Annotated in this window: 23 protein-coding genes; 9 read left to right on the top strand and 14 right to left on the bottom strand. The window is 66.2% G+C overall.

Annotated elements, in window-relative coordinates; translation table 11 throughout:
- The first annotated feature begins 68 nt into the window (after positions 1-68).
- Complete coding sequence (locus tag ACLNGM_RS21925; RefSeq protein ID WP_416356577.1) at positions 69-566, top strand: alpha/beta hydrolase family protein; 498 nt, start codon at positions 69-71, stop codon at positions 564-566.
- Between the two features lie 396 nt (positions 567-962).
- On the opposite strand, the gene ACLNGM_RS21920 is transcribed toward ACLNGM_RS21925, so the two are convergent.
- From ACLNGM_RS21920 to ACLNGM_RS21905, 4 genes are read right to left on the bottom strand one after another with little or no spacing between them, the layout of a single operon-like run.
- Positions 963-1,925: an SMP-30/gluconolactonase/LRE family protein gene (locus ACLNGM_RS21920; protein ID WP_416356576.1), complete on the bottom strand. Its 963-nt coding sequence runs from the start codon at positions 1,923-1,925 to the stop codon at positions 963-965.
- A 19-nt stretch (positions 1,926-1,944) separates the two neighbouring features.
- On the bottom strand, positions 1,945-2,910 hold the full coding sequence (locus ACLNGM_RS21915) for a substrate-binding domain-containing protein (RefSeq protein WP_416356575.1): 966 nt from the start codon (positions 2,908-2,910) through the stop codon (positions 1,945-1,947).
- A 23-nt stretch (positions 2,911-2,933) separates the two neighbouring features.
- On the bottom strand, positions 2,934-3,923 hold the full coding sequence (locus tag ACLNGM_RS21910; protein WP_416358519.1) for an ABC transporter permease: 990 nt from the start codon (positions 3,921-3,923) through the stop codon (positions 2,934-2,936).
- Between the two features lie 11 nt (positions 3,924-3,934).
- Complete coding sequence (locus tag ACLNGM_RS21905) at positions 3,935-5,422, bottom strand: ATP-binding cassette domain-containing protein (RefSeq protein ID WP_416356574.1); 1,488 nt, start codon at positions 5,420-5,422, stop codon at positions 3,935-3,937.
- A 186-nt stretch (positions 5,423-5,608) separates the two neighbouring features.
- On the opposite strand from ACLNGM_RS21905, the gene ACLNGM_RS21900 reads away from it, so the two are divergent.
- On the top strand, positions 5,609-6,574 hold the full coding sequence (locus tag ACLNGM_RS21900) for a LysR substrate-binding domain-containing protein (protein WP_416356573.1): 966 nt from the start codon (positions 5,609-5,611) through the stop codon (positions 6,572-6,574).
- A gap of 9 nt (positions 6,575-6,583) precedes the next feature.
- Here ACLNGM_RS21900 and ACLNGM_RS21895 read toward each other — a convergent pair whose 3' ends face one another.
- The 4 genes from ACLNGM_RS21895 to ACLNGM_RS21880 form a co-directional block, all read right to left on the bottom strand.
- Positions 6,584-7,621, bottom strand: a complete 1,038-nt coding sequence (locus ACLNGM_RS21895) for a transketolase family protein (protein WP_416356572.1) — start codon at positions 7,619-7,621, stop codon at positions 6,584-6,586.
- Positions 7,618-8,475 carry a transketolase gene (locus ACLNGM_RS21890; RefSeq protein ID WP_416356571.1) on the bottom strand — a complete coding sequence of 286 codons (858 nt, stop codon included), beginning with the start codon at positions 8,473-8,475 and terminating at the stop codon, positions 7,618-7,620. The genes ACLNGM_RS21895 and ACLNGM_RS21890 overlap by 4 nt, the downstream gene beginning before the upstream one ends.
- Before the next feature lie 98 nt (positions 8,476-8,573).
- Entirely contained in the window at positions 8,574-9,461 is an 888-nt protein-coding gene (locus ACLNGM_RS21885) for a sugar phosphate isomerase/epimerase family protein (protein WP_416356570.1), read from the bottom strand.
- A 128-nt stretch (positions 9,462-9,589) separates the two neighbouring features.
- Positions 9,590-10,513 (bottom strand): LysR substrate-binding domain-containing protein, encoded by a 924-nt coding sequence (locus ACLNGM_RS21880; protein WP_416358518.1) that lies wholly within the window; start codon positions 10,511-10,513, stop codon positions 9,590-9,592.
- A 189-nt stretch (positions 10,514-10,702) separates the two neighbouring features.
- Between ACLNGM_RS21880 and ACLNGM_RS21875 the strand changes: the two genes are divergently transcribed.
- The 4 genes from ACLNGM_RS21875 (at position 10,703) to ACLNGM_RS21860 (ending at position 14,376) form a co-directional block, all read left to right on the top strand.
- Positions 10,703-11,455 (top strand): SDR family NAD(P)-dependent oxidoreductase, encoded by a 753-nt coding sequence (locus ACLNGM_RS21875; protein WP_416356569.1) that lies wholly within the window; start codon positions 10,703-10,705, stop codon positions 11,453-11,455.
- A gap of 82 nt (positions 11,456-11,537) precedes the next feature.
- On the top strand, positions 11,538-12,542 hold the full coding sequence (locus ACLNGM_RS21870; protein WP_416356568.1) for a TRAP transporter substrate-binding protein: 1,005 nt from the start codon (positions 11,538-11,540) through the stop codon (positions 12,540-12,542).
- Positions 12,539-13,120 carry a TRAP transporter small permease gene (locus tag ACLNGM_RS21865; RefSeq protein ID WP_416356567.1) on the top strand — a complete coding sequence of 194 codons (582 nt, stop codon included), beginning with the start codon at positions 12,539-12,541 and terminating at the stop codon, positions 13,118-13,120. Before ACLNGM_RS21870 ends, ACLNGM_RS21865 begins: the two co-directional genes overlap by 4 nt.
- Positions 13,117-14,376, top strand: coding sequence for a TRAP transporter large permease subunit (locus ACLNGM_RS21860; protein WP_416356566.1), 1,260 nt, complete (start codon positions 13,117-13,119; stop codon positions 14,374-14,376). The genes ACLNGM_RS21865 and ACLNGM_RS21860 overlap by 4 nt, the downstream gene beginning before the upstream one ends.
- On the opposite strand, the gene ACLNGM_RS21855 is transcribed toward ACLNGM_RS21860, so the two are convergent.
- Positions 14,363-15,316, bottom strand: a complete 954-nt coding sequence (locus ACLNGM_RS21855; RefSeq protein ID WP_416356565.1) for a LysR family transcriptional regulator — start codon at positions 15,314-15,316, stop codon at positions 14,363-14,365. The two genes, ACLNGM_RS21860 and ACLNGM_RS21855, sit on opposite strands and share 14 nt — an antisense overlap.
- A 118-nt stretch (positions 15,317-15,434) precedes the next feature.
- Here ACLNGM_RS21855 and ACLNGM_RS21850 point away from each other — a divergent pair, with 118 nt between their 5' ends.
- The gene (locus tag ACLNGM_RS21850) at positions 15,435-16,076 is read left to right on the top strand and encodes a pyridoxamine 5'-phosphate oxidase family protein (RefSeq protein ID WP_416356564.1); all 642 of its coding nucleotides are present in this window, start codon (positions 15,435-15,437) and stop codon (positions 16,074-16,076) included.
- A complete protein-coding gene (locus ACLNGM_RS21845; protein WP_416356563.1) occupies positions 16,073-16,966 on the top strand; it encodes an alpha/beta fold hydrolase in 894 nt (297 codons plus the stop codon). The genes ACLNGM_RS21850 and ACLNGM_RS21845 overlap by 4 nt, the downstream gene beginning before the upstream one ends.
- Before the next feature lie 113 nt (positions 16,967-17,079).
- Here ACLNGM_RS21845 and ACLNGM_RS21840 read toward each other — a convergent pair whose 3' ends face one another.
- On the bottom strand, positions 17,080-18,012 hold the full coding sequence (locus ACLNGM_RS21840; RefSeq protein ID WP_416356562.1) for a LysR family transcriptional regulator: 933 nt from the start codon (positions 18,010-18,012) through the stop codon (positions 17,080-17,082).
- 83 nt (positions 18,013-18,095) lie between these two features.
- On the opposite strand from ACLNGM_RS21840, the gene ACLNGM_RS21835 reads away from it, so the two are divergent.
- On the top strand, positions 18,096-18,977 hold the full coding sequence (locus ACLNGM_RS21835; RefSeq protein ID WP_416356561.1) for an oxidoreductase: 882 nt from the start codon (positions 18,096-18,098) through the stop codon (positions 18,975-18,977).
- A 623-nt stretch (positions 18,978-19,600) separates the two neighbouring features.
- On the opposite strand, the gene ACLNGM_RS21830 is transcribed toward ACLNGM_RS21835, so the two are convergent.
- The 4 genes from ACLNGM_RS21830 to ACLNGM_RS21815 form a co-directional block, all read right to left on the bottom strand.
- Positions 19,601-21,385, bottom strand: a complete 1,785-nt coding sequence (locus ACLNGM_RS21830) for a PAS domain S-box protein (RefSeq protein WP_416356560.1) — start codon at positions 21,383-21,385, stop codon at positions 19,601-19,603.
- A 352-nt stretch (positions 21,386-21,737) separates the two neighbouring features.
- Entirely contained in the window at positions 21,738-21,860 is a 123-nt protein-coding gene (locus ACLNGM_RS21825) for a hypothetical protein (RefSeq protein ID WP_416356559.1), read from the bottom strand.
- A gap of 113 nt (positions 21,861-21,973) precedes the next feature.
- Complete coding sequence (locus ACLNGM_RS21820; protein ID WP_416356558.1) at positions 21,974-22,630, bottom strand: SOS response-associated peptidase; 657 nt, start codon at positions 22,628-22,630, stop codon at positions 21,974-21,976.
- A gap of 120 nt (positions 22,631-22,750) precedes the next feature.
- The gene (locus ACLNGM_RS21815) at positions 22,751-23,254 is read right to left on the bottom strand and encodes a MarR family winged helix-turn-helix transcriptional regulator (protein ID WP_416356557.1); all 504 of its coding nucleotides are present in this window, start codon (positions 23,252-23,254) and stop codon (positions 22,751-22,753) included.
- Positions 23,255-23,281: the final 27 nt, after the last annotated feature.

Below are 23,281 nucleotides of genomic sequence, written 5' to 3'. Positions count from 1 at the left end.
GTACAGCGTCACGAAAGTCAACATGATGTTGGCTTGACGTCGTCGTCGAAGGTGCCGACCCATTCGTGATGCCGGATCGTCGACTGACCCCGTTCTCGCAGAGCCGGGAGAATGGACGTCCTCGCATGCGTCTGGGTCGATGCCGCCTCGCGCGGCGACCGGCATCCCGGAAGGTCAGCCATCTTGCCGCGAGATGGCTGCGATCTGCGGAAGCGGCTTCATCGCAAGCCGCCGACATCCTGGCGGAACGGGGCATCGCGGCCCTCCGCATCGATTTCCGCGGAAGCGGAACCAGCGGAGGCCAGTTCGAAGACATGACCGTCGAGAGCGACATCGACGACGCGCTCGGCGCGCTGGCTTGCCTGAAGGAGAACGCCGACGTCGACGGTCGAAGGATCGCTGTCCCCGGCAAGAGCCTTGGCGGCATCGTCTCGTCGGCCGTCGCGGGCCGGGCGGGCAACGGCCTGAAACCCGTCGTCCTATGGAACCGGGGAATCAACGCTCCCGCAGCCTTCGACACCATTTTCGGGCTCGGGGGCATGCGCAGGAGACTGGTGGCGACATAGGCGCCGGTCGCAGCGACGATGGCGAATGGAACGAAGGTCAGGTTGAAGGGAGACGCTTTCCGAAGCCTCTACGGCGTCGTCCCAACGGGCGAGATCAACCTTTATGAGGGTCCGCTTCTCCTGGCGGTCGGTACGGAGGACGCCATTGTCAATCCACAACCGGAGTCCGCCGAAGCCTTCCTCTCATATCACCGCGGTCGTCACGTACCATGGGACCGACCCGTCGACCACGGTTTCGACGTCGAAAAGAACGCCGACACGGTCTCAGCCCTCGGCCTGACACCGCGCGGCAGATCAATCTTCCAGCGTGCGGACTGGAGCCGTCGTCCCTCCATTCGCCCGCACATTCGCGCGTCCGCCTTGTCGAGGGTCATCGCTCATGCCGACGCGCCGTACTCAATCGATCGTCGGGTAATGGAGGGGCAGGCCGCGGCAGGGAACCGAAAGTGCCTCGACCCGTCCGGCGCTGACTTCGGTGACGAGGAGGGTTTGTCCGTCGCGGGCGAATGCGCAGTTGGTGGGGGCTTCTCCCTGCAGCATCAGCCGCTCGTCGACGGAACCGTCCCGGGCCAGCACGGTCACGTTCCGCTGGCCGTAGACGGTGCAGTAGAGGCGTCCGTCGGAGCCGAACTTCATCCCGTCCGGACCCTTGAATCCCGTCTGCTCGTCAGGCTGCAGGACGTTGCCGAAATATTCGCGCTTCGGTTCGACGGCGCCGAGGACCTCATAGCGGTAGACGTCGCCCGGGAACGAGGCGTTGGCGTAGAGCCGCCCCTCGGCGTCGAAGGCGATGCCGTTGGTGAAACGGATGCCCCGGTCGATGACGCGCACCACCTTTCCGGCCTTCGGGTCGATCTCGTAGACGCGACCGTCCCAGTCGAGGTCCATGAACCCCTCGGCGAAGTCCTGGCCGTCGAGGAAGTCGTCGAGCGCCAAGCCGGAGTCGGTCATGTAGAGATGCCCGTCGGGGCCGAAGGCGAGGTCGTTGGGAAAGCGGAAGCGCTCCGACCCGTCTCCCTCGATCCGCAGGAGCTCTTGCCCGTCCGGCGCGATGCGGATGAGGGCGCGCAGGCCCGCCTCCGCGATCCAGATCATGCCGTCGCCGTCGATCGCCAAGCCGTTCGGCCGTCCCCAGGTGCGCAGGACGACGCGCCGACTGTTCCCCGGCCCGAGATGAGTGACCTGAAGCGTACCCGCGGACATCTCGGTGACGTAGAGCGAGCCGTCGGGCAGGGCGACGGGGCCCTCGGGGGCGCCGACGCCGGTCGCGAAGAATGTGGACTGGCTCAACGCCTGGAACTCCCTTGGAAACGTGATCGGGCCGTGCAGTTTCAGCCACAGGAGGGGAAGGGAAGCCATGCTGGCTTCCCTTCTTGTGTCAGTTGCTGGGCGGGAAGACGCGCGCGATCACCTTCTGGGCTTCCGGCGTCTCCACCTTGTCGGCGGTCACGAGCGGCATCACGAGGGCGAGGTTCTGCGTGACCTCGCCTCCGGTCAGGGCATTGTACACCTGCTGCGTGCCGTCGATGCCCTGGCCGACCGCCTCCTGGAAGAAGATGCCCTGGATCGCGCCCTGCTTCAGGAGCCCGATGGTCGTCGGGGAGCCGTCGGCGACGGAGACGCCGACCTTGCCCGTCAACCCACGCGTCGCAAGGACCTTGGCGGAACCCGTGCCCGCCTCGTCGTACATGCCGTAGATCGCCTTGATGTCGGGATGGGCTGTCAGCATGTCGTTGGCCTGCGTGACCGCCTCGTTGACGGTGAGGCCTCGCGTTTCCAGCATCTGGGCGAGCGTGCATCCCTCGGCTGCGAAGGCTTCCTCGGCGCCCTTCAGATACTTCTGAGCGTTCTCGCGGTCCTGCGGCAGAGACAGGACGCCGACTTCCTTGCCGCCGCGCTCCTTGGCGAGGTCGCAGGTGAACTTTCCCTGCGCCTTGCCCGTCTCGTAGTTGTTGGCGGTGACGGCGGAGGTGAAGTTGGTGAGGCCAGGCTGCGGCCCGATGCCAGCGAAGGCGACGGGGATCTTCTCGTTCGCGAGGTAGTTGAGGAGCGGCGGGGTGGAGGTGGAGCTGACTGGTCCGATCACGATGGCGTCGACGCCCTTGGTGACGGCGACGCGGGCGTTGTCCATCTGCTTGGCGGGCGAGTTCTCGGACGTGTACTCGACATAGTCCATGCCGAGTTCCTCGGCCTTCTGCTTCACGCCGTAGCCGACCCACTGCCAGTAGGAGATGTCGAGCGAGGGCGCGATGTAGGCGACCGTCCTCTTCTCCTGCGCAAGCGCGGGCGCGGCCAGGGCCGTTGCGGCAAGCGCGGCGGCACAAAGGGTCTTCAGGATCGTCATGTTGGTTCCTCCCGTTGATGACGTCAGATGCGGCCGCTGTTGCTGAAGCGGTCGATAAGCACGGCGAGCAGGATGGCGACCCCTGTGACGGAGCCCTGCCAGAAGCTGTTCACACCGATGAGGTTCACGCCGTTCTGGATGCAGGTGATCATGAGCGCCCCGAGCACCGCGCCGACCGCGCTTCCCGTGCCGCCCGCAAGGCTTGCCCCGCCGATCACCACGGCCGCGATCGCCTGCAGCATCAGGCTGGACCCCGCCGTCGCCTCCGCGTTCAGGATGTAGCTAGCGGTCATGATGCCGGAGAAGGAGGCGAGGAGGCCCGAGGCCACGTAGGCCGCGAAGGTCACGCGCTTCACCGGGATGCCGATAAGCCGCGCCGCATTCGCCGAGGTGCCGACCGCGTACAGCCAGCGCCCCACGACGATTTTCTGCAGCAGGAACTGAATCGCGACCATGAAGACGAGGCAGAACAGGAGATGGTTCGGCAAGCCCGGAACCAACTCGCCCGAATTGAACAGCCAGAAGTCGGGGTCGGCGATGGGCATCGAGCGACCGTTGGTGACGATGAAGGCAAGGCTTCCCGCCACCGCGAAGGTAATGAGGGTCACGACGAAGGGCGCGAGGCGCACGACGGTGACAAGGAAGCCGTTGATCGCCCCGAAAGCGAGGCCGACGCAAAGGCCCGCAAGGCTCGCGCTGACGTTGCCGTATCCGCTCGACATTGCCAGCGCCGTGACCATGCCGGTCAAGGAGAAGACCGAGCCGACCGACAGGTCGATGCCCCCCGTCACGACCACCAGGAAGACACCGAGCGCCATGATGACCAAGGGTGCGGCGGCCTGCGCGATGTTGCGCATGTTGCCCATGCTCAGGGCCGAGGGCACGAACGAGCCGACGGCCAGGAGCAGCATGACGATGGCGACCGCGATGGCGATCTCGGTACGGTAGGACTGAAGCAGCCCCGGGGCGCGGCTCTGGACGACAGGCGTTGCAGGGGAGGGGGGTAGTGTCATGGATGCCTCGCTCATGCGGCCATTCCGGTTAGCTCGGCGAGCCCGTCCTCGTCGAAGCGCTCGCCTGCGAGAAAGCCCTTCGGTGTCCCGTCTGTATCGAACGCGAAAATCGCGTCGCAGAGCTCGAGGAGCTCGACGTTTTCCGTTGACCACCAGACAATGATGGCGCCCGCCTCCGCCATCCGGCGGATCAGGGCGTAGATGTCCCGTTTGGTGCCTATATCCACGCCGCGCGTCGGCTCTTCCAGGACCACCATGCGCAGGGGCAAATCGAGCCAGCGGGCGACCAGGAGCTTCTGCTGGTTGCCGCCGGACAGCGAGCCCGGCAGGTCCCAGATCGAGCCGGCCTTGAGCTGGAGGGCGGCGACGAGCGATGAGCATTCGTCGCGTTCGCCCCGCCTGACGAACCCACGACCGTCCCGTACGCGCCGTGCTGCCACCACGTTGTCGAGGATCGGCAGCTTCGAAAGGACGCCCTTGCCCGCCCGGTCTCCCGGCACGAAGCCGACGCCGGCGCGGATCGCCTCGCGGGGTGAACGGAACGGGGCTGCGATGCCGTCGCCGCTGAGACGCCACGGCGACGATGTCCTTGCACCGACGAGCATCGCGATGAGTGCGCTGGGACCCGAAGGCGCACCTGCGAGACCGAGAATGGTGCCGGGCTGTATGTCGAGCCGCGTGGCCGCCGGCCCATCGAGCCTCAGGGCCCCCTTCTGATCGCCGCTTCCCGTCACTCGCTTGCGGCTGACCGCCGCCCGATGGGCGGGCTGGCCCATGTGGGCCACGATGTCCGCGTCGGCGAGTTCCGTCATCGGCGCGGCGTCCACCACCGTCCGCCCGTCGCGCAGGATCGAGCAGGTGTCGCAGAGCGCCCGGATCTCCTTCATCCGGTGCGAAACGAAAACGATTCCGATCGCCTTCTCTCGCGCCAGCCTTCTCAGGAGCGAGAAAAGTTTCTCCGTCTCGCCCGCCGTCAGGTTGGCCGTCGGCTCGTCGAGGAGTAGGATCTCGGCGCCGATCGAAAGGGCGCGGGCGATCTCGACGACCTGTCCCTCGTGGAGCGAGAGCGTGCGGGCGGGAATGTCGAGGATCCGTTCGGCCAAGGCCGGATCGATGAGGCGCAGCGCCTGGGCCGCGATCGACCGTGTATGCCCACGTCGCGCAAGCGAGAAGGCGGACGTCGCGTGAGCGATCCCGATGTTCTCGGCGACGGTGAGTTCGGGCAGCAGCGCGAGCTCCTGGTGGACCACCGCGATCACGGGTGGCTTTCCGTCCTCCCGCACCGAGTGGAGCTGAATCCTCCCGGCATCGGCGGCCGCAAGCCCGGTGACGATGCGGATCAACGTCGATTTGCCGGCACCGTTGCCACCGAGCAGGGCGTGGATCTCTCCACGACGCAGCCGAAAGTTCGTTCCCTTCAGGACATGCGTGGCGCCATAGCTCTTCTCGATGTGGGTCGCTTCCAAGAGCGGCGACACTTCGAACCGCTCAGCCGTCATGGCGCCCGCGTTCGATGATCACGGCCGCACGCAGCCGTCCGCCCGCCTTGCGGGCCGTCTCCCAAGTCATCGGGTTTCCTCCCCCCGTGTCCTGCTGATGATGGCGGGATCAGGGTGCTGTTTTCAATTTGGTTTTCATCTGCTTTAGTGAAGGTGAACTTCACTGACGTTGCGCGAAGTGATCCCGTGAACCTGAATTCCATGTCGTATTTCGAGGCCGTGGTTCGGCTGGGCGGTGTCGCCAAGGCTGCCGACGAGATGCAGGTGTCGGTCTCGGCGGTCAGCCAGCAGCTCCGCCAGCTGGAGCAACAGCTCGGCGTCAGCCTGTTCCATCGGGAGAAGCGACGGCTGGCGCTGACCATCGACGGCGAGCGCCTGTTCCAGACAACGACCACGGCATTCGAATCCATCCGGGACGTGCGCAACGCCATCATGCGGCAGCGCGAGAGCTTTCACTTGAGCGTGCGCGTGAGCCCATCCTTCGGGGACTGCTGGCTCGCCCCGCGTTTGGCCGACTTCATCCGGCACAATCCCCGTTGGGAGATCCGGGTGGACGCGACGCCCAACTTCTCGGACTTCGCGACCGAGGTGATCGATCTCGATCTGCGCTACGGCGACGGGAGCTGGGCAGGCCTGCATTCGAGCTGTGTCGTCAACGACCTGATCCTGCCGATGTGCTCGCCAGGTTACCTCGCCGAGCTCCGGGCGATCTCGCAGGATCCGCGCGAACAACTGCACCAGGCGCGGTTGATCGACAGCGCAAAGGCGTATTTCCGCTGGAACACATGGTTGCCGCGACATGGTGTGGCGCCGTCGAAGCCTGGCTTTCCCTACCGCTTCGACCGCTCGTCCATGTCGATGAGACTGGCGATCGAAGGAGCGGGCGTGGCACTGGAAAGCACCACCATCGCCCTCGACGCGCTCCTGTCGGGGCAACTCGTCCCCCTGTCACCGAGCTTCGAGGCGATCGAGTTCCCGGCCTACTGGATGGTGTGCCCGCACCGTCACGTCAGCCGGCGTTCGGTGCGCCTGTTCACGGAATGGGTCGCAGAGACCGGCCAGGAACACACGGCGCGCGCGCGGCGCTTCCTGACCGATCTGGGCTTCCGCTTCTGCCTCGATCCCCGCCCGCACCTCTTGCCGGGCGCCTGAGGTCCGGCGTCAGAGCCAGCCCTTGATCTGCTCGGCGATCTTGGCGACGGAGATGCCGTACATGTCATGTAGCGTCGGCAACGCGCCGGCCTCCAGGAACTCGTCGGGCAGGCCGATCATGCGGAAGGTCGGGGTCACGCCGGCTCGCAGGAGCGTCGACGCCACCGCTTCCCCGAGGCCGCCGATCACCGTGTGGTTCTCGGCCGTGACGACAAGGCGCCCACCATGCCCGGCCTCTCGCAGGATCGTCTGCGTGTCCAGCGGCTTGATGGTCGGAGAGTGGAGCACCGCCACGTCGACGCCGTCCTTCGAAAGCTGCTCGGCGGCATCGAGCGCGCGCATGGTCATGAAGCCCGACGAGATGACAAGGACGTCCTTGCCCTCCCGGATCACCTGGGCCTTGCCGATCTCGAACTGGTAGTCCGGCTTCCATCGGCTCAGCACCGCCGGCACCTTGCCGCGCAGGAGGCGGGAGTAGATCGGGCCGGGATGGGCAGCCATCGCGGCTACGGACTGGCGGATGTCGACCGCGTCGCACGGGTCGATGATCGTCATGTTCGGCAAGCCCCGGAAGATCGCCAGATCCTCCGTCGCCTGGTGGCTCGGGCCGTAGCCGGTGGTCAGACCCGGCAGGGCGCAGACGATCTTGACGGGGAGGTTCTCCTCCGCGATCGCCATGGCGATGAAGTCGTAGGCGCGGCGCGAGGCGAAGACGGCGTAGGTGGTGGCGAACGGCAGGAAGCCCTCGCGCGCCAGCCCGGCGGCCGCCGAGACCATGACCTGCTCGGCCATGCCCATCTGGTAGAAGCGCTCCGGCATCGCCTGCGCGAGGATGTGGAGGTCGGTGTACTTCGCGAGGTCCGCCGACAGGCCTACGACGTGCTCGTCGGACTTGGCGAGCTCCACCAGCGCGTGGCCAAAGGGGGCGTTCTCCGTCTCATAGCCTTCCGCGGCCAGCGAGGCGATCATCGCGGAGGTGGCGACGCGCTCGCCCCCGGGGATCACGCGGCGGGGCTGGTACTTGCGGGCGAGAGATGCGTGGGTCATGCGGGCTTGCCTTCCTCCAGAACGGCCAGGGCCTTCGCCCACTCGTCCTTTTCGACGCGGACGAAATGAGTGATCTCGCGGGTCTCCAGGAACGGCACGCCCTTACACATCAGCGTGTCGAAGACGATGGCGCGGGGCTGGTCGCCCGGGTGGCCGCGCGCGGCGTCGAAGGCCGCCACCACGGCATCGAGGTCGTTGCCGTCGACGCGCTGGGCATGCCAGCCGAAGGCCGTCCACTTGTCGAGGAGGGGCTCGGCCGAGAGCATCTGCGTCGACTTGCCGTCCGCCTGCTGGTCGTTGAAGTCGATCAGGCAGATCAGGTTGCCCAGCCTGTGGTGGGCGCCGGCCATGGCCGCCTCCCAGGTCGAGCCCTCGCCGAGTTCGCCGTCAGACATGAGGTTGTAGACGAAGCGGTCGCTTCCCTTGCGCTTCAGGCCCATCGCCATGCCGACGGCGATGCCGAGCCCGTGGCCGAGCGAACCGCCGGTGATCTCCATGCCCGGCGTGTAGGAGGCCATGCCCGACATCGGCATGCGGCTGTCGTCCATGCCGTAGGTCTCGAGCTCCTCCTCGGGCAGGATGCCGGCTTCCATCAGGACTGCATAGAGCGCGATGGCATAGTGGCCGATCGACAGGAGGAAACGGTCGCGCCCTTCCCATTCGGGATGGGCCGGGTCATAGCGCAGCGCGTGGAAGTAGGAGGCGGCGAGAACGTCGGCGATGCCGAGCGCCTGCCCGATATAGCCTTGGCCTTGAACCTCGCCCATCAGGAGCGCCTTGCGCCGGATGTTCCAGGCGCGGCGGGCGAGGGAAACGTTGGACAGGGCGGATGGGGGGCGTTGGTCTTCGGGCATGGATCCTCCAGTTCGGCGGATGGTGGATGGGCGCGGCCGGCCGGCGCTTCGACGAGGGACGTCGTCCGTTAGCGAGGGTCCGTCAGTTTAGCTGAGCTTCAGATCGAGGCATGCAGCTTGTCCCGTACGAAGGTCAACGACCGGGCAAGCGCCGTCTCGATCTCGGGCAGGGGAACAGGCTCGCTGCGCCGCACGGGCTGCGCGTCGGGGCGCCGATGGAGGCGCAGAGGCAATTCGAGGCTGACAGGCAGGGCGGGCCGCTCGCGGCAAGCGTCAAGGATGCGTCCGCAGCCGATCGTGCCCTCGCCGATGGCAGTGAAATGCCAGCCGTTGTCGTCCCGCACGAGATCCTTGACGTGGATGTGGATGCAGGCCGGCATCGCCTCGATCGCGTCCGCGGCGAAGTCCTCGAGGGCTGGACGGTGGGATGCGGTATTGGCTGCGTCGTAGTTCAGGCCCAGCCGCTCGCGGCCGAAGCGGCGTACGAGAGCGAGACCGTCGGCCGCCGTGTTCAGGAGGTTGTCGCTGCCGTCGCCGGGGTTCTCCAGCGCGATCGCGACGTCGAGTTCGTCCGCGAGGCGGAGGAGGCTCTCCATGTTGCGCAGGAACGCCAGCTCGTGCGCGCGTGCTGCCGCGTTGGTGGCTACGATCCGTGCCCCTATCGCCCGGGCGAAGCGCATGCGGCCGCTGAAGACGTCGACGGCGTCCGGCAGTCCGAGATCGATATGCGAAGACATGGCGAAACAATCGAGGCCGCTCGCCTCGATCAACCGTCGATACGCACCCGCTCTCCCGTCGGTGAAAACCGCCTCGTCGAACGGCTCGGTGTAGCCGACAATGAAAGCGGGTTCGACATGCGTCGCACCCAAGCGCGCCAGACTGTCGAAGGCTTCCGCGGGCTCGTATCCGTCGTAAGGAGCTGCCGAGACCGACACGATGCGCCGGGCATTGACTGCCGTGTCCCTCCCTGCGTCGCTCCGTTCCATGGTGAATCCCGTTCCGGCGCGGCGACGGACGCCGCTACGAGGGCGGCCGGTGCCCTCCCGGCCCCGGATCGTTCCCTCGAATGGCGGCACCATGCGGCGGCGACGGACACCGCGGCAAACGCGAATATCTAACCGTGTGATGAAACGAATTCATCGGTATCGTCGATGAACGGGGCAGGCGCATTCAGTTCCTCGCGCAGCCATTCCGCGAAGGCGCCGACAAGCCGTCTTTGAGATCCGGATTTCGGGTAGCACAGGTAATGACCGACATACCGAAGGTCACGGGTCCGTCCGGCAAGAGGCGCGACCAACTTGCCGGCCAGGATCTCGCGCTGCGCCAGACGGGTTGATTCCAATGCAACGCCGAGCCCGTCGGCGGCCGCGGCGATGGCGAGGAACGAGCGATCGAAGCTCATCGCCTGGGTGGACGGCGCAGTCAGGCCGTTGGCCACGAACCAGTCCGGCCAGCGCAGGCGCTTGTTGTCGCTGCGGATGAGGATGCGCTGAAGGAGATCGGACGGCACGCGAATGCCCTCAGCCACCTCCGGGGAGCAAAGCGGGGTGACCAGTTCCTCGCCCAGCGGTTCCACCGTCAGGTGTTCGCCGACGGGCTTGCCGTAGACGATGTCGGCGTCGAACTCGCCATCGGTGAAACGGGCATACTCGGTCGAGGCCGCGAGACGCACCTCCAGTCCCGGATGGGCGGCCAGAAAGGTCGGCAGGCGCGGCGACAGGATCTGTGCCGCGAAGCTCGGCGCGCTGTGCAGCCTGAGGAGGCGCGACCGCCGGGCCGACACGCTCTCGACGCCGCGCCGCAACTCCTCGAAGGCGGCGGACACGTGCCGCATCAGGATCTCGCCGTCGCTCGTCAGCCGTATGGTTCGGGCGGACCGATCGAACAACGGCGTGCCGAGGTCGCGCTCCAGTTTCACGATCGCGTGGCTGACCGCACTGGGCGAAAGGTTCAGCTCGCTGGCGGCAGCCCGGAAGGTGCCGTGGCGCGCAGCGGCCTCGAACGTGCGGATGGACGAAAGGGAAACGCCGTTCAGCATGGCATGTTGAACCAGATTCATCCCATCGTGTAAACTTCGCGTTTGCGACCTCGGAGGTGGGCGCCTCTATTCCGGGAAGGACGCCATGACGGTCTGCGAACCGTCGGGTGGGGAGACGAAGCAAGGGGTCTGGCATCGGAGCGGCGACATCGCCCTCCCGACCCCGCTTCCTGGGAGAAAGCAGAATACATGTTGCTCAAGGACAAGACCGCCGTCATTTCGGGAGCGGCAAGCCAGCGGGGCATCGGTCGGGCAACCGCCGAACTCTTCGCCGAGCACGGGGCGCGCGTGGCGATCCTCGACCTCGATGCGGGCGCCAGCGCGGACGCCGCCAAGTCGCTGCCCGGCTCCGGCCATGTCGGCATCGCATGCGACGTCACTGACAAGGCCTCCTGCGAGGCGGCGGCGGCGTCGGCGATCGAGGCCTTCGGGCGCGTCGACATCCTGATCAACAACGCCGGCATCACTCAACCGCTGAAGACGCTCGACATCTCGCTCGAGAACTGGGGCCGCGTGATCGACGTCAACCTCACCGGCGTCCTCCTGCTCAGCCAGGCCTTCGTGCCGCACATGAAGGAAAAGGGCGGCGGCTCCATCGCCTGCATGTCGTCGGTCTCGGCGCAGCGGGGCGGCGGCATCTTCGGCGGTCCGCACTATTCGGCCGCCAAGGCCGGCGTGCTGGGCCTCGCCAAGGCGATGGCGCGCGAGTTCGGCCCGGCCGGCATCCGCGTCAACTCGGTGACGCCCGGCCTCATCCAGACCGACATCACCGGCGGCAAGCTCACCGACGAGATGCGCACCGACATCCTGAAGGGCATCCCCCTCAACCGCCTCGGCGACGCGGCCGACGTGGCGAAGATCTACCTCTTCCTCGCCTCCGACCTGTCGTCCTACGTCACGGGCGCCACGATCGACGTCAACGGCGGCATGCTCATCCACTGACCATTGGACCATCCATCGCGGGGTGCGGACGGAAGAGGAGCCGTCCGCCCCGGATCGCGACACGAACAACGGGAGGACTTCCATGACCATCCAACTGACGCGCCGTGCCATGCTTGCGGGCCTCGGCACCGCTCTCACCGCCCCGGCGGTCCTGAGCTTCCCGACCCGGGCGCGCGCCGCCACGGTCCTGACGCTCGGCCACGGCGCGGCGCCCGGCAACCCGCGCACGCTCGCCGCCGCCCGCTTCTCCGAGCTGGTGAAGGAGAAGACCGAGGGGCGCATCACGATCAACGTCGCGGGCTCGGAAACGCTCGGCTCCGACGCGGCGATGCTGACCAGTCTTCGCACCGGCGCGCTCGACCTCACCGCCAACAGCCAGGGGCCGGTCTCGGCGATCGTGCCGGAGATCGCGGTTCTTGGCCTGCCCTTCCTGTTCACCGACGCGTCGAAGGCGATCGCCATGCTGGACGGGCCGGTCGGCGAGGCGCTGGCCGCCAAGTTCCAGGCGGTCGGCATCGTGCCGCTCGGCTACTGGGACAACGGCATCCGCCACCTGTCGAATTCCAAGCGCGAGGTGAAGGCGCCGGGCGACGTGTCGGGCCTGAAGGTGCGCACGCCCGCCGACCCGATGACCATCGACATCTTCCAGGCGCTCGGCGCCTCGACCGAGCAGATCGCCTTCGGCGAGCTCTACGTGGCGCTCCAGCAGGGCGTGGTGGACGGGCAGGAGAACCCGCTCGCCAACATCGCGAGCTCCAAGCTCTACGAGGTCAACAAGTTCATCGCGCTGACCGCCCACAAGTGGGAGTCGACACCCTTCCTGATGTCGCAGATCGCCATGGCCCGCATCGGCGGCGATCTCGACGCGGTCAAGGCTGCGGCCACCGAGGCCGGCCAGATGCAGCGCGAGCTGTCGGCCAAGACCGCCGATGAGACGCTGGCGAAGTTCCGGGCCGACGGCGCGATCACTGTCACCGAGGTCGACCGCGCCGCTTTCGTCGAGGCGACGAAGCCGGTGGCGGAAGCCTGGAAGCAGAAGGACTTCCTGGACTTCGTGTCCCAAGTCCAGGAAGCGGCGCGCGGATGACCTCCCTCCCGGATCCGGGCGCCCTGCCGGGTGGGCCGCCGCGCCCATCCGGCACCGCATTCGCCGTCGCCGACGGGATCGACAGGGCGGTCGGCTTGTTCTGCCGCCTCGTCGTGATCGGCTCGGGCGTCGCGCTCACCACCGTGATGACGGCGAACGTGTTGGCGCGCTACGCCCTGTCGTCCGGTGGCTTCCGCTTCGCGCAGGAGTTGCCGACGCTCCTCTTCCCGTTCTTCATCGTCGCCGGCATCACGCTGGCGGCGCAGGGCGGGCTGCACATGGCGGTGGAGTGGCTTTATGACCGCTTCGCCGCGCGCGGCAAGGCGATGCTCTTCGTGTTCAGCCATCTGTGCGTCATCGCGAGTTTTCTGGTCCTCGCCTGGCAGGCGCGCGTCGTCGCCGCGATCGCCGGCGTCGAGCATAGCCCCATCCTCGGCCTGCCCAACAGCATCGGCTACCACGTGGTCTCCGTCGGGGCGGTTTTGGTCGCCGTCGTCACTGCCACAGCCACCTTCCGCGTCGCCCGGCGCGGCTGGGACGCCCGCCCGCAGACGAGCGCCGAGGAGCTGCCGCTATGACCCTCATCATGATCGGCGTCTTCCTCGTCACGATGTTGCTCGCCATCCCCGTCGGCTACGGGCTGATCATCGCGGCGGGCGTCGCGATCCTGTCGCACGGCTTCCTGCCGCTCTCGATCGTCGCCCAGCAGGTCTACGACCAGACCCAGTCCTTTCCGATGCTGGCGCTGCCCTTCTTCATGCTGGCGGGCACCCTGATGCTCGGCGGCAAGCTCGGCAACCAGCTCCTCGAACTCGCCAGCCACGTCATGCAGCGCTGGCGGGGCGGTGCCCTGTCGACCACGGTCGTCTCGTCCGTCGTGTTCGGCGGCGTGTCGGGCTCGGCGGTCGCCAACGCCTCGGCGCTCGGCTCGGTGCTGATCCCCTGGCAGAAGCGCCAAGGCTACCCGGCACCGCTCTGCGCGGCCAACAACGCCACCTCGGCGGTGATCGACGTCCTGATCCCGCCCTCGATCCCGATGATCCTCTACGCGCTGGTCAGCGGCGTGTCGGTGGCCGATCTCTTCGTCGCCGGCATCCTGCCCGGCATCATCATGGCGGCGAGCTTCGTCGGCGTCTGTTGGTTCGTGTCCTGGCGCCGCGGCTACGCGGTGAACCCTAGCAGCATCCGCAAGCGCGAGCTGGCGCGCCTCGGCATCAAGAGCTTTCCGGCGATTTTGCTGCCCATCCTCATCATCCTCGGCCTGCGCTTCGGCTTCGCGACGCCGACGGAAGTGGCGGTCCTGTCGGTCGTCTACTCTCTGGTGCTCAGCCTCGCCTTCTATCGCGACCTGACGCTCAAGCGGTTCTGCGACAACATGGTGGAGGCCGGCGTCGCGACGGGCGTCGTGATGCTGGTGATCATGGGCTCGGCGGCCGTCGGCTGGATCCTGACCTTCGACCAGGTGCCGCAGACCTTCGCGGCCTGGGTGTCGGCCAACGTGTCCAATCCGATCCTCGTCATCCTGATGATGAACGTCCTGATGCTGATCGTCGGCATGCCGCTGGACCTGCCGCCGTCGATCCTGCTGCTCGGGCCGATCTTCGTGCCGCTGGCCGCCACAATCGGGCTCGATCCTGTGCAACTCGGCCTGATCATGGTGATCAACCTTGGCATTGGCCTCTACACGCCGCCGATCGGAACGACGCTGTTCATTTCGTCGTCGATCGCCAAGACGTCGCTGGGCGCGACGACGCGGGAGCTCTGGCCGTTCTTCGCCATGGCCATGCTCCTGCTGCTTGCCGTCAGCTACATCCCGGCGCTCACCCTTTATTGAGGCCCGGGGCCGTAGCGCGGGAGCTCGGATTTCGGGGCAACTCGTGGAGCCTGGAGCGAAGGCGTTCGGCGGCGAAGTCGAGGAAACGGCGCAGTTTCAGCGGCATCTGCCCGCGGGTCGCATGCACGAGATGGACAGGCACGGGCTCCGGTTCGGCGTCCTCCAGGACGAGACTCAAGCGGCCGGTCTCGACCGCCTCGCTCACCTGATAGTGCAGGAGGCGGATGATCCCGGTGCCGAGAACCGCCGCATCGACCGCCGCCTCGGTGGTGGTTACCGCGAGGCGAGGCCGCAGCGGGATGTCGATCGGCGCCGTGCGCGCCGTGGGTGCGAAGCGCCAGCTCGTTTCCACCATCGGGCCCTCCACGGCGACGACGGGACGATCGCGCAGGTCGTCCGGTGTCGCCGGGGCGCCGTACCTGGCGAGGAAGGCGGGGCTCGCGGCGGCGACGACGCGCATTGTGCCGACCTTCGTCGCGACCATCGAACTGTCCACCAGAGGCCCGATCCGCACCGCCATGTCGATCTCGTCCTCGACCAGATGGACGTTGCGATCGTTCAGGAGCAGTCGGACGCTGATCTCGGGGAACGCCGTCAGGAAGTCGGCGACCGTCGGCAGGACATGGAGCCGCCCGAACTGGATCGGTGCGGTCAGGACGAGCTGGCCCTTTGGTTCGGCATATTCGCCGGCCGCTTCGCGCTCCGCAGTCTCGACATCGTGGAGGATGCGCCGGGCCGCGGCGAGATAGGCGATGCCCGCATCGGTCAGCGCGAGGCTGCGGGTCGTGCGCACGAGAAGCCGGGTTCCGATCCGCGCCTCGAGGTCCGAGATCTTCCGGCTCAGCGTCGGCACGGGCATGCGCAGGGCGCGACTGGCGGCCGACAGGCTGCCGCGGTCCACCGCCTCCCGCAGAAGGGACATGGCTTCCAGGCGATCCATGGGTTCTTCCGAAAAGTGGAAAGGTGATTTGCGATCATGCCGTATTCAGCCACCGGATGAAAAGACGCATCTTTCGGGTCGGCGGGCCCGAGCGGCCTGTGCAGCTAGGATGGTCGCCATGCCCTACGGCTTCATGGACATTGCCGCGACGCCGAGCGTTCGGGCCGCCCAAACCGAGATGGGCGTCGAGCAGCACTGGCAAGCCTTCAAGGGCGAGCGCTGCTTCGATCGCTTCACCGCGGACGAGGCCGCCTTCATCGGCGCGCGCGACAGCTTCTACATCGCGAGCGCTTCCGACACGGGGTGGCCCTATGTCCAGCATCGCGGCGGCCCGCGCGGCTTCCTCAAGGTCGCCGACGACGCCTCGCGCGCCTTCGCCGACTACAGCGGCAACCGGCAGTATATCAGCCTCGGGAACTTCAACGCGGACGACCGCGCCTGCCTGTTCCTGATGGATTACGCCCGCCGGGCGCGGCTGAAGATCTACGGGCATGTCGAGATCGTCGCCCCCGAGGCGGATCCGCAGCTTCTGGAACAGGTCACCGTTCCCTCCTACCGGGCGCGGATCGAGCGGATCGTCCGCGTGCGGCTCGCAGCCTTCGACTGGAACTGCCCGCAGCACATCACCCCCCGCTTCACGGAAGCCGAGATCGCCGAGGCGGTCCAGCCGGTGCGCGAGCGCATCGCGACGCTCGAGGCCGAGACCGCGAGCCTGCGGGCACAGCTGGCCCATGCCCCTTCACAAGGAGAACGCCCATGACGCCCATCAGCTACCGGACCATCGCGATCGGCGACTGCGCCGTCTTCTACCGCGAGGCCGGAGATCGCTCGAAGCCGACGGTCCTCCTGCTCCACGGCTTCCCGACGTCGAGCCACATGTTCCGCGACCTGATCCCCTTGCTGGCGGACCGCTTCCACGTCGTCGCTCCCGATCTTCCGGGGTTCGGGCAGACCAAGGCCCCGCCGCGCGGCAGGTTCGACTACACGTTCGACAGCATCGCCGAGGTGATCGCGGGCTTCACCGAAGCCCTGCGGCTCGAGCGCTACGCGCTCTACATCTTCGACTACGGCGCGCCCGTCGGCCTTCGCCTGGCCCTGCGCCATCCCGAGCGCGTGTCGGCGATCGTCTCGCAGAACGGCAACGCCTATGTCGAAGGCTTCAGCGATGAGTGGGGCGCATGGCAGGCCTATTGGCGTGATCCGAGCGAGCCCAACCGCGAGGCGTGCCGTCCGTCGCTGTCGCGTGAGGCGATCCGCGACTGGCAGTACGGCACGGGATCCGATCCAAGCCGCCTGTCTCCGGACGGCTATGAGCTCGACATCGCCTACATGGCGCGCCCGGGCGCCGACGACATCCAACTCGACCTGATCGGCGACTACAAGTCCAACGTCGCCCTCTATCCAGCCTTCCAGGACTATTTCCGGACGCATCGGCCGCCGTTCCTGGCTGTATGGGGGCGGCATGACCCGGCCTTCCTTCCCGCCGGGGCCGAGGCCTATCGCCGCGATCTGCCGGAGGCCGAGATCCACCTCTTCGATGCCGGCCATTTCGCGCTGGAGACCCACGCCGCGGAGATCGCCGATCTCGTAGCGCGCTTCATAGACCGTGTTGCGAACGATGGATCGCATCGAGGCATGCATGGAGTCTGAGCTCAAGGAGGGGCAGGGTGGGTGGTGGGGCAGATCCCAATGCCAGTCCGGATAGCCGCATACGGCGAGAGCGGAATGTCGACTTCGTGCACAGACCGGGCAGAGGTTGCCGTTCAAGGTTCTGGAGCGTGACGCGGTTCAGACTGTTCTCTGAGCAAATCTACAAACGCCCGGAGGGGCGCGGGCATGAAGCGGCTGGAGAAGTAGAGACGCGGCCCGTCGTATCTCGGCCACCAGTCGCGGAGAAGGGGCACAAGCGCCCCGGACGCAAGATGCGGGTCGAGCCAGTTGCGGAACGAATAGAGGACGCCCTGGCCCGTCAGCGCATGGTGGATGAGGGCCTCGACGCCGGCCGTCCCGAGGATGATCCGCGCGGGCGGATCGACGCGGATGGTCTCGTCCCCCCTCTCGAACTCCCAGGCGTTCAGTGCCGCCCCCGCGAAGCGGATGCGCAAGCAGGCGTGGTCGAGCAGGTCGCGCGGATGCTTCGGGACGGGATGCCGCGCGAGGTAGGAGGGGGCAGCCGCAAGGCCGCTTTCCTGTTGCCGGAGCCCGATCGGTACGGCGATCATATCCTGTTCGAGGTGTTCCCCGTAGCGGATGCCGGCATCGCAGCCGGCGGCCGTGATGTCGACCAATCGGTCCTCCACCACGATTTCCACTTGGACCTCCGGATGGCGCTCCAGGAACCGGTCGATCAGCGGAGGCAGGATATCCCGCATCACGGCGCCCGGAACGTTGAGCTTCAGCCGGCCGCGCACGGTATCCTTCGAACTGGCGACGTCCCGCATGGCCGCAAGGGTCTCGCCGAAGAGCGGCGCCAGCCGCGCCGCGAAGGCCGAGCCCGCCTCGGTCGGCACCACGCTGCGCGTGGTTCGCGTCAGGAGCGGGACGCCGACCTGGGCCTCGAGCCGCGAAATGGTCTCGCTGACCGTGGACGGCGACAGGCCAAGGCGCCTCGCCGCGACGCGAAAGCCCGCAGCCTCGACGACGGCGAGAAACACATGGAGATCGTCGAAGGAGGCGGAGCGTTCACTGATCGGCATGGCGAACAGGCTATTCGCCCGGACGTCGATTATCAAATCCTCGCCGAACAGGCACCTTGCGCCCATCAGCAAGGAGACCTGTCATGTCCGATGCCACGACCCGACCGAATGCAGCAGCCGCCGGCCGCTTCACCTTTCCCGGCACGTCGATCTCGGTGAACCGCATGGGCTACGGCGCCATGCAGCTTGCCGGACCGCATGTCTTCGGTGAGCCGCGCGATCCCGAAGAGGCGAGGGCTGTCCTTCAGGAAGCGCGCCGGCTCGGCATCGACCACATCGATACCAGCGACTTCTATGGGCCGCACGTCACCAACCGCCTCATCCGCGAAGCGCTGCATCCCTACGACGCCGATCTGGCGATCGTCACCAAGGTCGGCGCCTATCGCGACGAGACGGGCGGGTGGATCCTCCAGCGTGATGCCGATTTCCTTCGGCGCTCGTTCGAGGACAACCTGCGCAACCTCGGTCTGGACCGGATGGCGGTCGTCAATCTGCGCATGGGCGCCCCCGAAGACGACGTGGCCGCTCCGATGGAGGCCATGCGCCGGATGCAGGAGGAGGGGTTGCTGGAGCATATCGGCATCAGCACGGTGGACGAGCGTCAGCTTGCCATCGCCCGCGAGATCGCGCCGATCGTCTGCGTGCAGAACCACTACAACCTCGTCCACCGCACCGACGATGCGATGATCGACGCACTGGCTGCGGACGGGATCGCCTATGTCCCCTACTTCCCGCTCGGCGGTTTCACGCCGCTTCAGACGGATCGTCTGACGGCGGTCGCCGCCTCGATCAGCGAGACATCGCAGGCGGTCGCCTTGGCTTGGCTTCTCCAGCGCAGCCCCAACATTCTCGTCATCCCCGGCACATCGCGCCGTGCCCATCTCCATGCAAATGTCGCGGCGGCATCGTTGCAGCTGTCGGCGGAACAAGTCCGCCAGCTGGATGGGCTTCTCGACGCAGGTTGAAGGCGCGCGAGTCGTGTCGCGGATGTGAGGCTTTCGTTCCAAGGCGTCAACTTCGATGACGTGAATGGCCGCTTCGGAAGAAGTTCCGGAAGCGGTCGAGTTTCCCGAAAGGGTCTATAGCGGATGGACCGCTTCCAAGCGTCTGCTCTCCCAGCCCCTTGAGACAGGGCGAGGCGGAGGGCGGTCTGTCTGCTTCCTGCAGTGACAGCCTAAAAGCTGCTGTCCGCGCCGCAGGCGCGCGACGAAGCACGGGATCAAAGTCCGTCCTACCAGAGCTCTACCTCGGCAACTACGTCTTCGGCGCGCCCACCAAGGTATTGCAAAAGCTCATGATGCCGGATCGCCGGAACGCTCCGCAGGCCCGCTTTCAACTGACGGGCTTGCTCGCACCATCTTAAGCGCGTGCCAGGCGGATGTACCGCGAAGTTCCCATCGGCGTTGCGCAGGACCCCGAAGCCGAGCGCGAAGTCGGAGATCGAGCGATTTGGCGGGAGGCTATGAACGTCGAATGCGCTCTCTCGAACCGGATGGAGCTTCCTGCCGAACGATCGGTATGAAGCCAAGCGAGGTACGGCAAACTTGGTGGGCGACGCTCCTCCTCGGGTCGATGAAGATGTCGGCACTCATAGTTCGTCGTTGGCTTGCAACTCGGTCAGGGGGGCAACGATCCTGCACTTCAGGCCGTCCTCGGCGTAGTCAAGTTCCACCGAACCGCCGGAGGAACCGGACAGGCCCATTTCGATCAAGCGTGTCCCGAAGCCCTTCCTCTGAGGTGCGGCAGCAGGCGGCCCGTCCGTTTCTCGCCAAGAGAGCGCCAGTGTCGGCAGGCGGGTCGTCTCCTCGACGTCCACGACCCAGTCGACATTGATCTTGCCGTCCGGCACGGACAGCGCGCCATACTTGGCGGCGTTCGTGGATAGCTCGTGCATGATCAGCGAAAGCGTCAGAGCAGCCTTCGGTCCGACGTAGAGGTTGGGTCCACGAAGCGCGATGCGTCCCTCTGGGTCGTGCAGCGATACAGCACCATGAATGAGTGCTTCGACGGACCCGGCATCTTGCTGTCCCGTCAGGAGGATGTCGTGCGCCTTCGCGAGAGCCTGAACTCGGCTCGCGAGCGTGCTTCGGGCCGTCACGAGATCAGGCGCGGTACGCAACGTCTGGGTTGCGATCGATTGGACGACCGCCAACGTGTTCTTCAGCCGATGCGCCAGTTCATGGTTCAGGAGACTCCGTCGCTCCTCCGCCTGGCGCCGCTGCGTAATGTCGGTGAAGAGGATCGCAACATGGCGGCGGTCCGGATCGCCGACACGGTAGGCCTCGATTTCGAACGTGCGGTTGCCGAGCCCCGCGGCCCCTAGCTCCAAGCGAGCGGGTTCGCCTGTGAGGGCCACCTTGCCATAGGTGTCGAACCAGTGACGCTCCAGTCCCGGCGCGATCTCGCTGACCCACTTGCCGACCGATCCGTAGAGCCCTGTGTGACGCTCGTAAGCTGGATTGCCGTCGATGATCCGATAGTCGATGGCTTTCCCATCCTCGTCGAACTTCATCTCAACGACACACATGCCGACGTTCACGTTCTCGGCGAGAGCCCGATACCGATCCTCGGCCTCGCGCAGGCGACGAGCAGACATGATCCGCTGTGTCACGTCGACCCCCTCGACGAAGACGCCGACAACGTTCCCGTCCGCGTCGCGGATGGGTTGGTAGACGAAATCCAGGAACAATCGCTGAGGCTCGGCGTCGGGTCCCGACTGAAGGGTGATAGGCGTATCGATGGAGTGGTGCGCCTCGCCACGATGATAGACATCGTCAAGCAGGTCTATGAAGCCCTGGCTTGAGGTTTCCGGCAGAACTTCCGCCACGGTTCGACCCACCACGTCTCGTCCGCCGACAAGCCTGACGTAGCCAGGGTTCACTCGCTCGAACCGATGCTCGGGCCCGCGCAGCAGCGCCATGAAAGACGGGGACTGCGAGAAGATCGCTTCGAGCTGCTCCTGATTGTCGCGGCTCGCCCGCTGGGCGACCGATTGCTCGGTCCGGTCGCGCAGCACCTTCACGAAACCCGCGTGCCGATCGTTCTCGTCGCGCAACGGCATCATCTCTCCGCTTGCCCAGAAGCGGCTGCCATCTCGCTTCAGATGCCAGCGTTCGTCGATGGCGCGGCCCGCCTCCAGCGAAGTCCGCATCTCTCGGCGGCACCGTCCGATCTCGCGGTCCTCCGGAGTGAAGAACAGTTCCGCTGAGCGACCGATCATCTCCCGTGCGGACCATCCGAGGATATGCTCGGCACCCGCATTCCAATCCGTGACGATACCCTCGCGATCCGTCACGATGATTGCGAACTCGGTGATGCTCTCGATAATCTGGCGGTCGCGAGTTGGACTGTGTCGAGGTTCGTCGAGTTTCATGGCAGGCACCAAAGGTCGCAGATCGACCCTTCGCGAGCGACTGATCAAATCCAACCTTTGCGCAGTTCGTTTTTGACGAGCAAGGGAAGAACGTCAGAAAAGGTCATTTCTCGGCCAACCGCTCGATCGCACTCAGCACCTGTTTCATGAGGCAAGGCATCCCAACAAACCCAACCGGCCCCCAACCAAGGTTCAAGGCTCGATCCATTTCGTCGTTCCGCGCCTAGACGAAGAGAGCTTCCATCCGATGCTGCGACCTGGGCCGCGCGCCAGTCTCGATGCCATCGCCGGCTCCTGCGATGTCGATGTCGAAGATGGCCAGATCGAACGGCGTCGCGTCCACGGCCGTCGACTAGGCTTTTTTCAGTGAACCCGGAATCCCGACGGCGGTATCTCCCGCATCCTCGAGATTTTGCCTGAGATCCACCGCAATCAGCATCTCGTCCTCGATGATGAGGACACGCAGGCTCTGCATAGTAGGGCTCCGAACACAGGTTGGTCGTAAACCCTGAGCGCAGCTGGGCCGTTTCGGCAATGATGTCGTTCCGGCGATCGATCGTCGAACCCAGACAAGCCACTAAGACTGCTTCAGTCCGCTTCACCATCGCTCCTGCGACCGCGTGCAACGATTCTCAAGGTTTCGTCGGGCAGGGGCCGCTGAAGCTTGGACGCCTCGGACCAGTCCGCCCGCATCCAAACGTCGAACTCCTCGGGCTCCGTCAGGATCACGGGCATGGCCTTCGGATGGATCGGCCCGACGACGCCGTTGGCGTCCGTCGTGAGGAATCCGTAGGCGTCGGTCGTGATCTCGCCCTCGGACTTCTTCCGCGTCGACGTCCACTCCGTCCAGATCCCGGCGAAGGCCATCAGTGGACGGTCCTCGTCGGCCGCGAACCAGACGGGCAGCTTCTTGCCGTCCACCGTGTCGTACTCGGAGAAGGACGTGAACGGCACGAGGCACCGATGCGCTGGCCCGAGCCAGCGGCGCCAGTGCGGGCTCCTGGTGTTGCGGACGTTCGTGACACCTGGATCGGTCGTGCGGCCCTTCAGGGCGAACTGCGGAGACGGCATGCCCCAGCGCGCTAGCGTGAGTTCGCGCTCGCCGTCTACGGCGCGCACGATCGGTGCCGCGGCGTTGGGGAAGATACTGGGCATGGGCGGGAGGTTGCCCGTCCTGTCGCGCATCGCCCAGGTGAAGGCCACGATGGCGGCCTGGCCCTTCGTCAGGGAGTAGAGATTGCACATGTCGGTGGGTCACTCGTCGCGGACGAAGCGTAACTACAACGGGTAGGTGTGGCCACTAACCCGCGCAACGGCGGCATGAGACCTGTTCCTCCCCCGCCTTGTATCCTTGCACCCGATAAGTTAGCGGAGCCGGCGGAGACGGCGCCCAACGGCCTCGTTGAGCAGGGCAGCTCCTTCCTTCATGCACTTGGCTTCCTCGTCCGTAGCATCGGACTGAAGGTCGACCTCGAGGTTCTCGAACAGCACCCGGAGCTTTCGGCAAAGGGCTCTGCCCTCGTCCGTGAGTTCGACGTTCGTCCGGCGGGCGTCGTTGTCGTCACCTGACCGAACCGTCAGGGATCGTTCCGCCAGCCGATCCAGCATCTTCGAGACGGTCGATGGGCGTACGTTCAGGACGTCAGCAAGTATTGTGACACTTGTTCGCCCATGTTCCTCGAGGGCAAGCAATAGGCGGTCCTGTCCTGCCGCCAGCCCGAGCGGCGCAAGTTTCAGACCAAGCAAGGCTCGTAGCGCCTGTGCGGACGACATCGCAGCGTTCAGAAGCGACGTCTCGCTCTCGTTCGCACTCTGCTGGTGTGGCAAAGGCGAAGTATGGATCGCCTTTTGTTGCGTGGCATGTTCCATGAGCAAACTCCCAGTTGCTTTGAACAA

The organism is Aureimonas phyllosphaerae, from assembly GCF_047943035.1.
In the GTDB taxonomy this organism is placed as follows: Bacteria; Pseudomonadota; Alphaproteobacteria; order Rhizobiales; family Rhizobiaceae; genus Aureimonas; species Aureimonas phyllosphaerae.
Note: the sequence above shows the minus strand (reverse complement) of the source record. Positions and strands in the feature narration are given on the sequence as shown.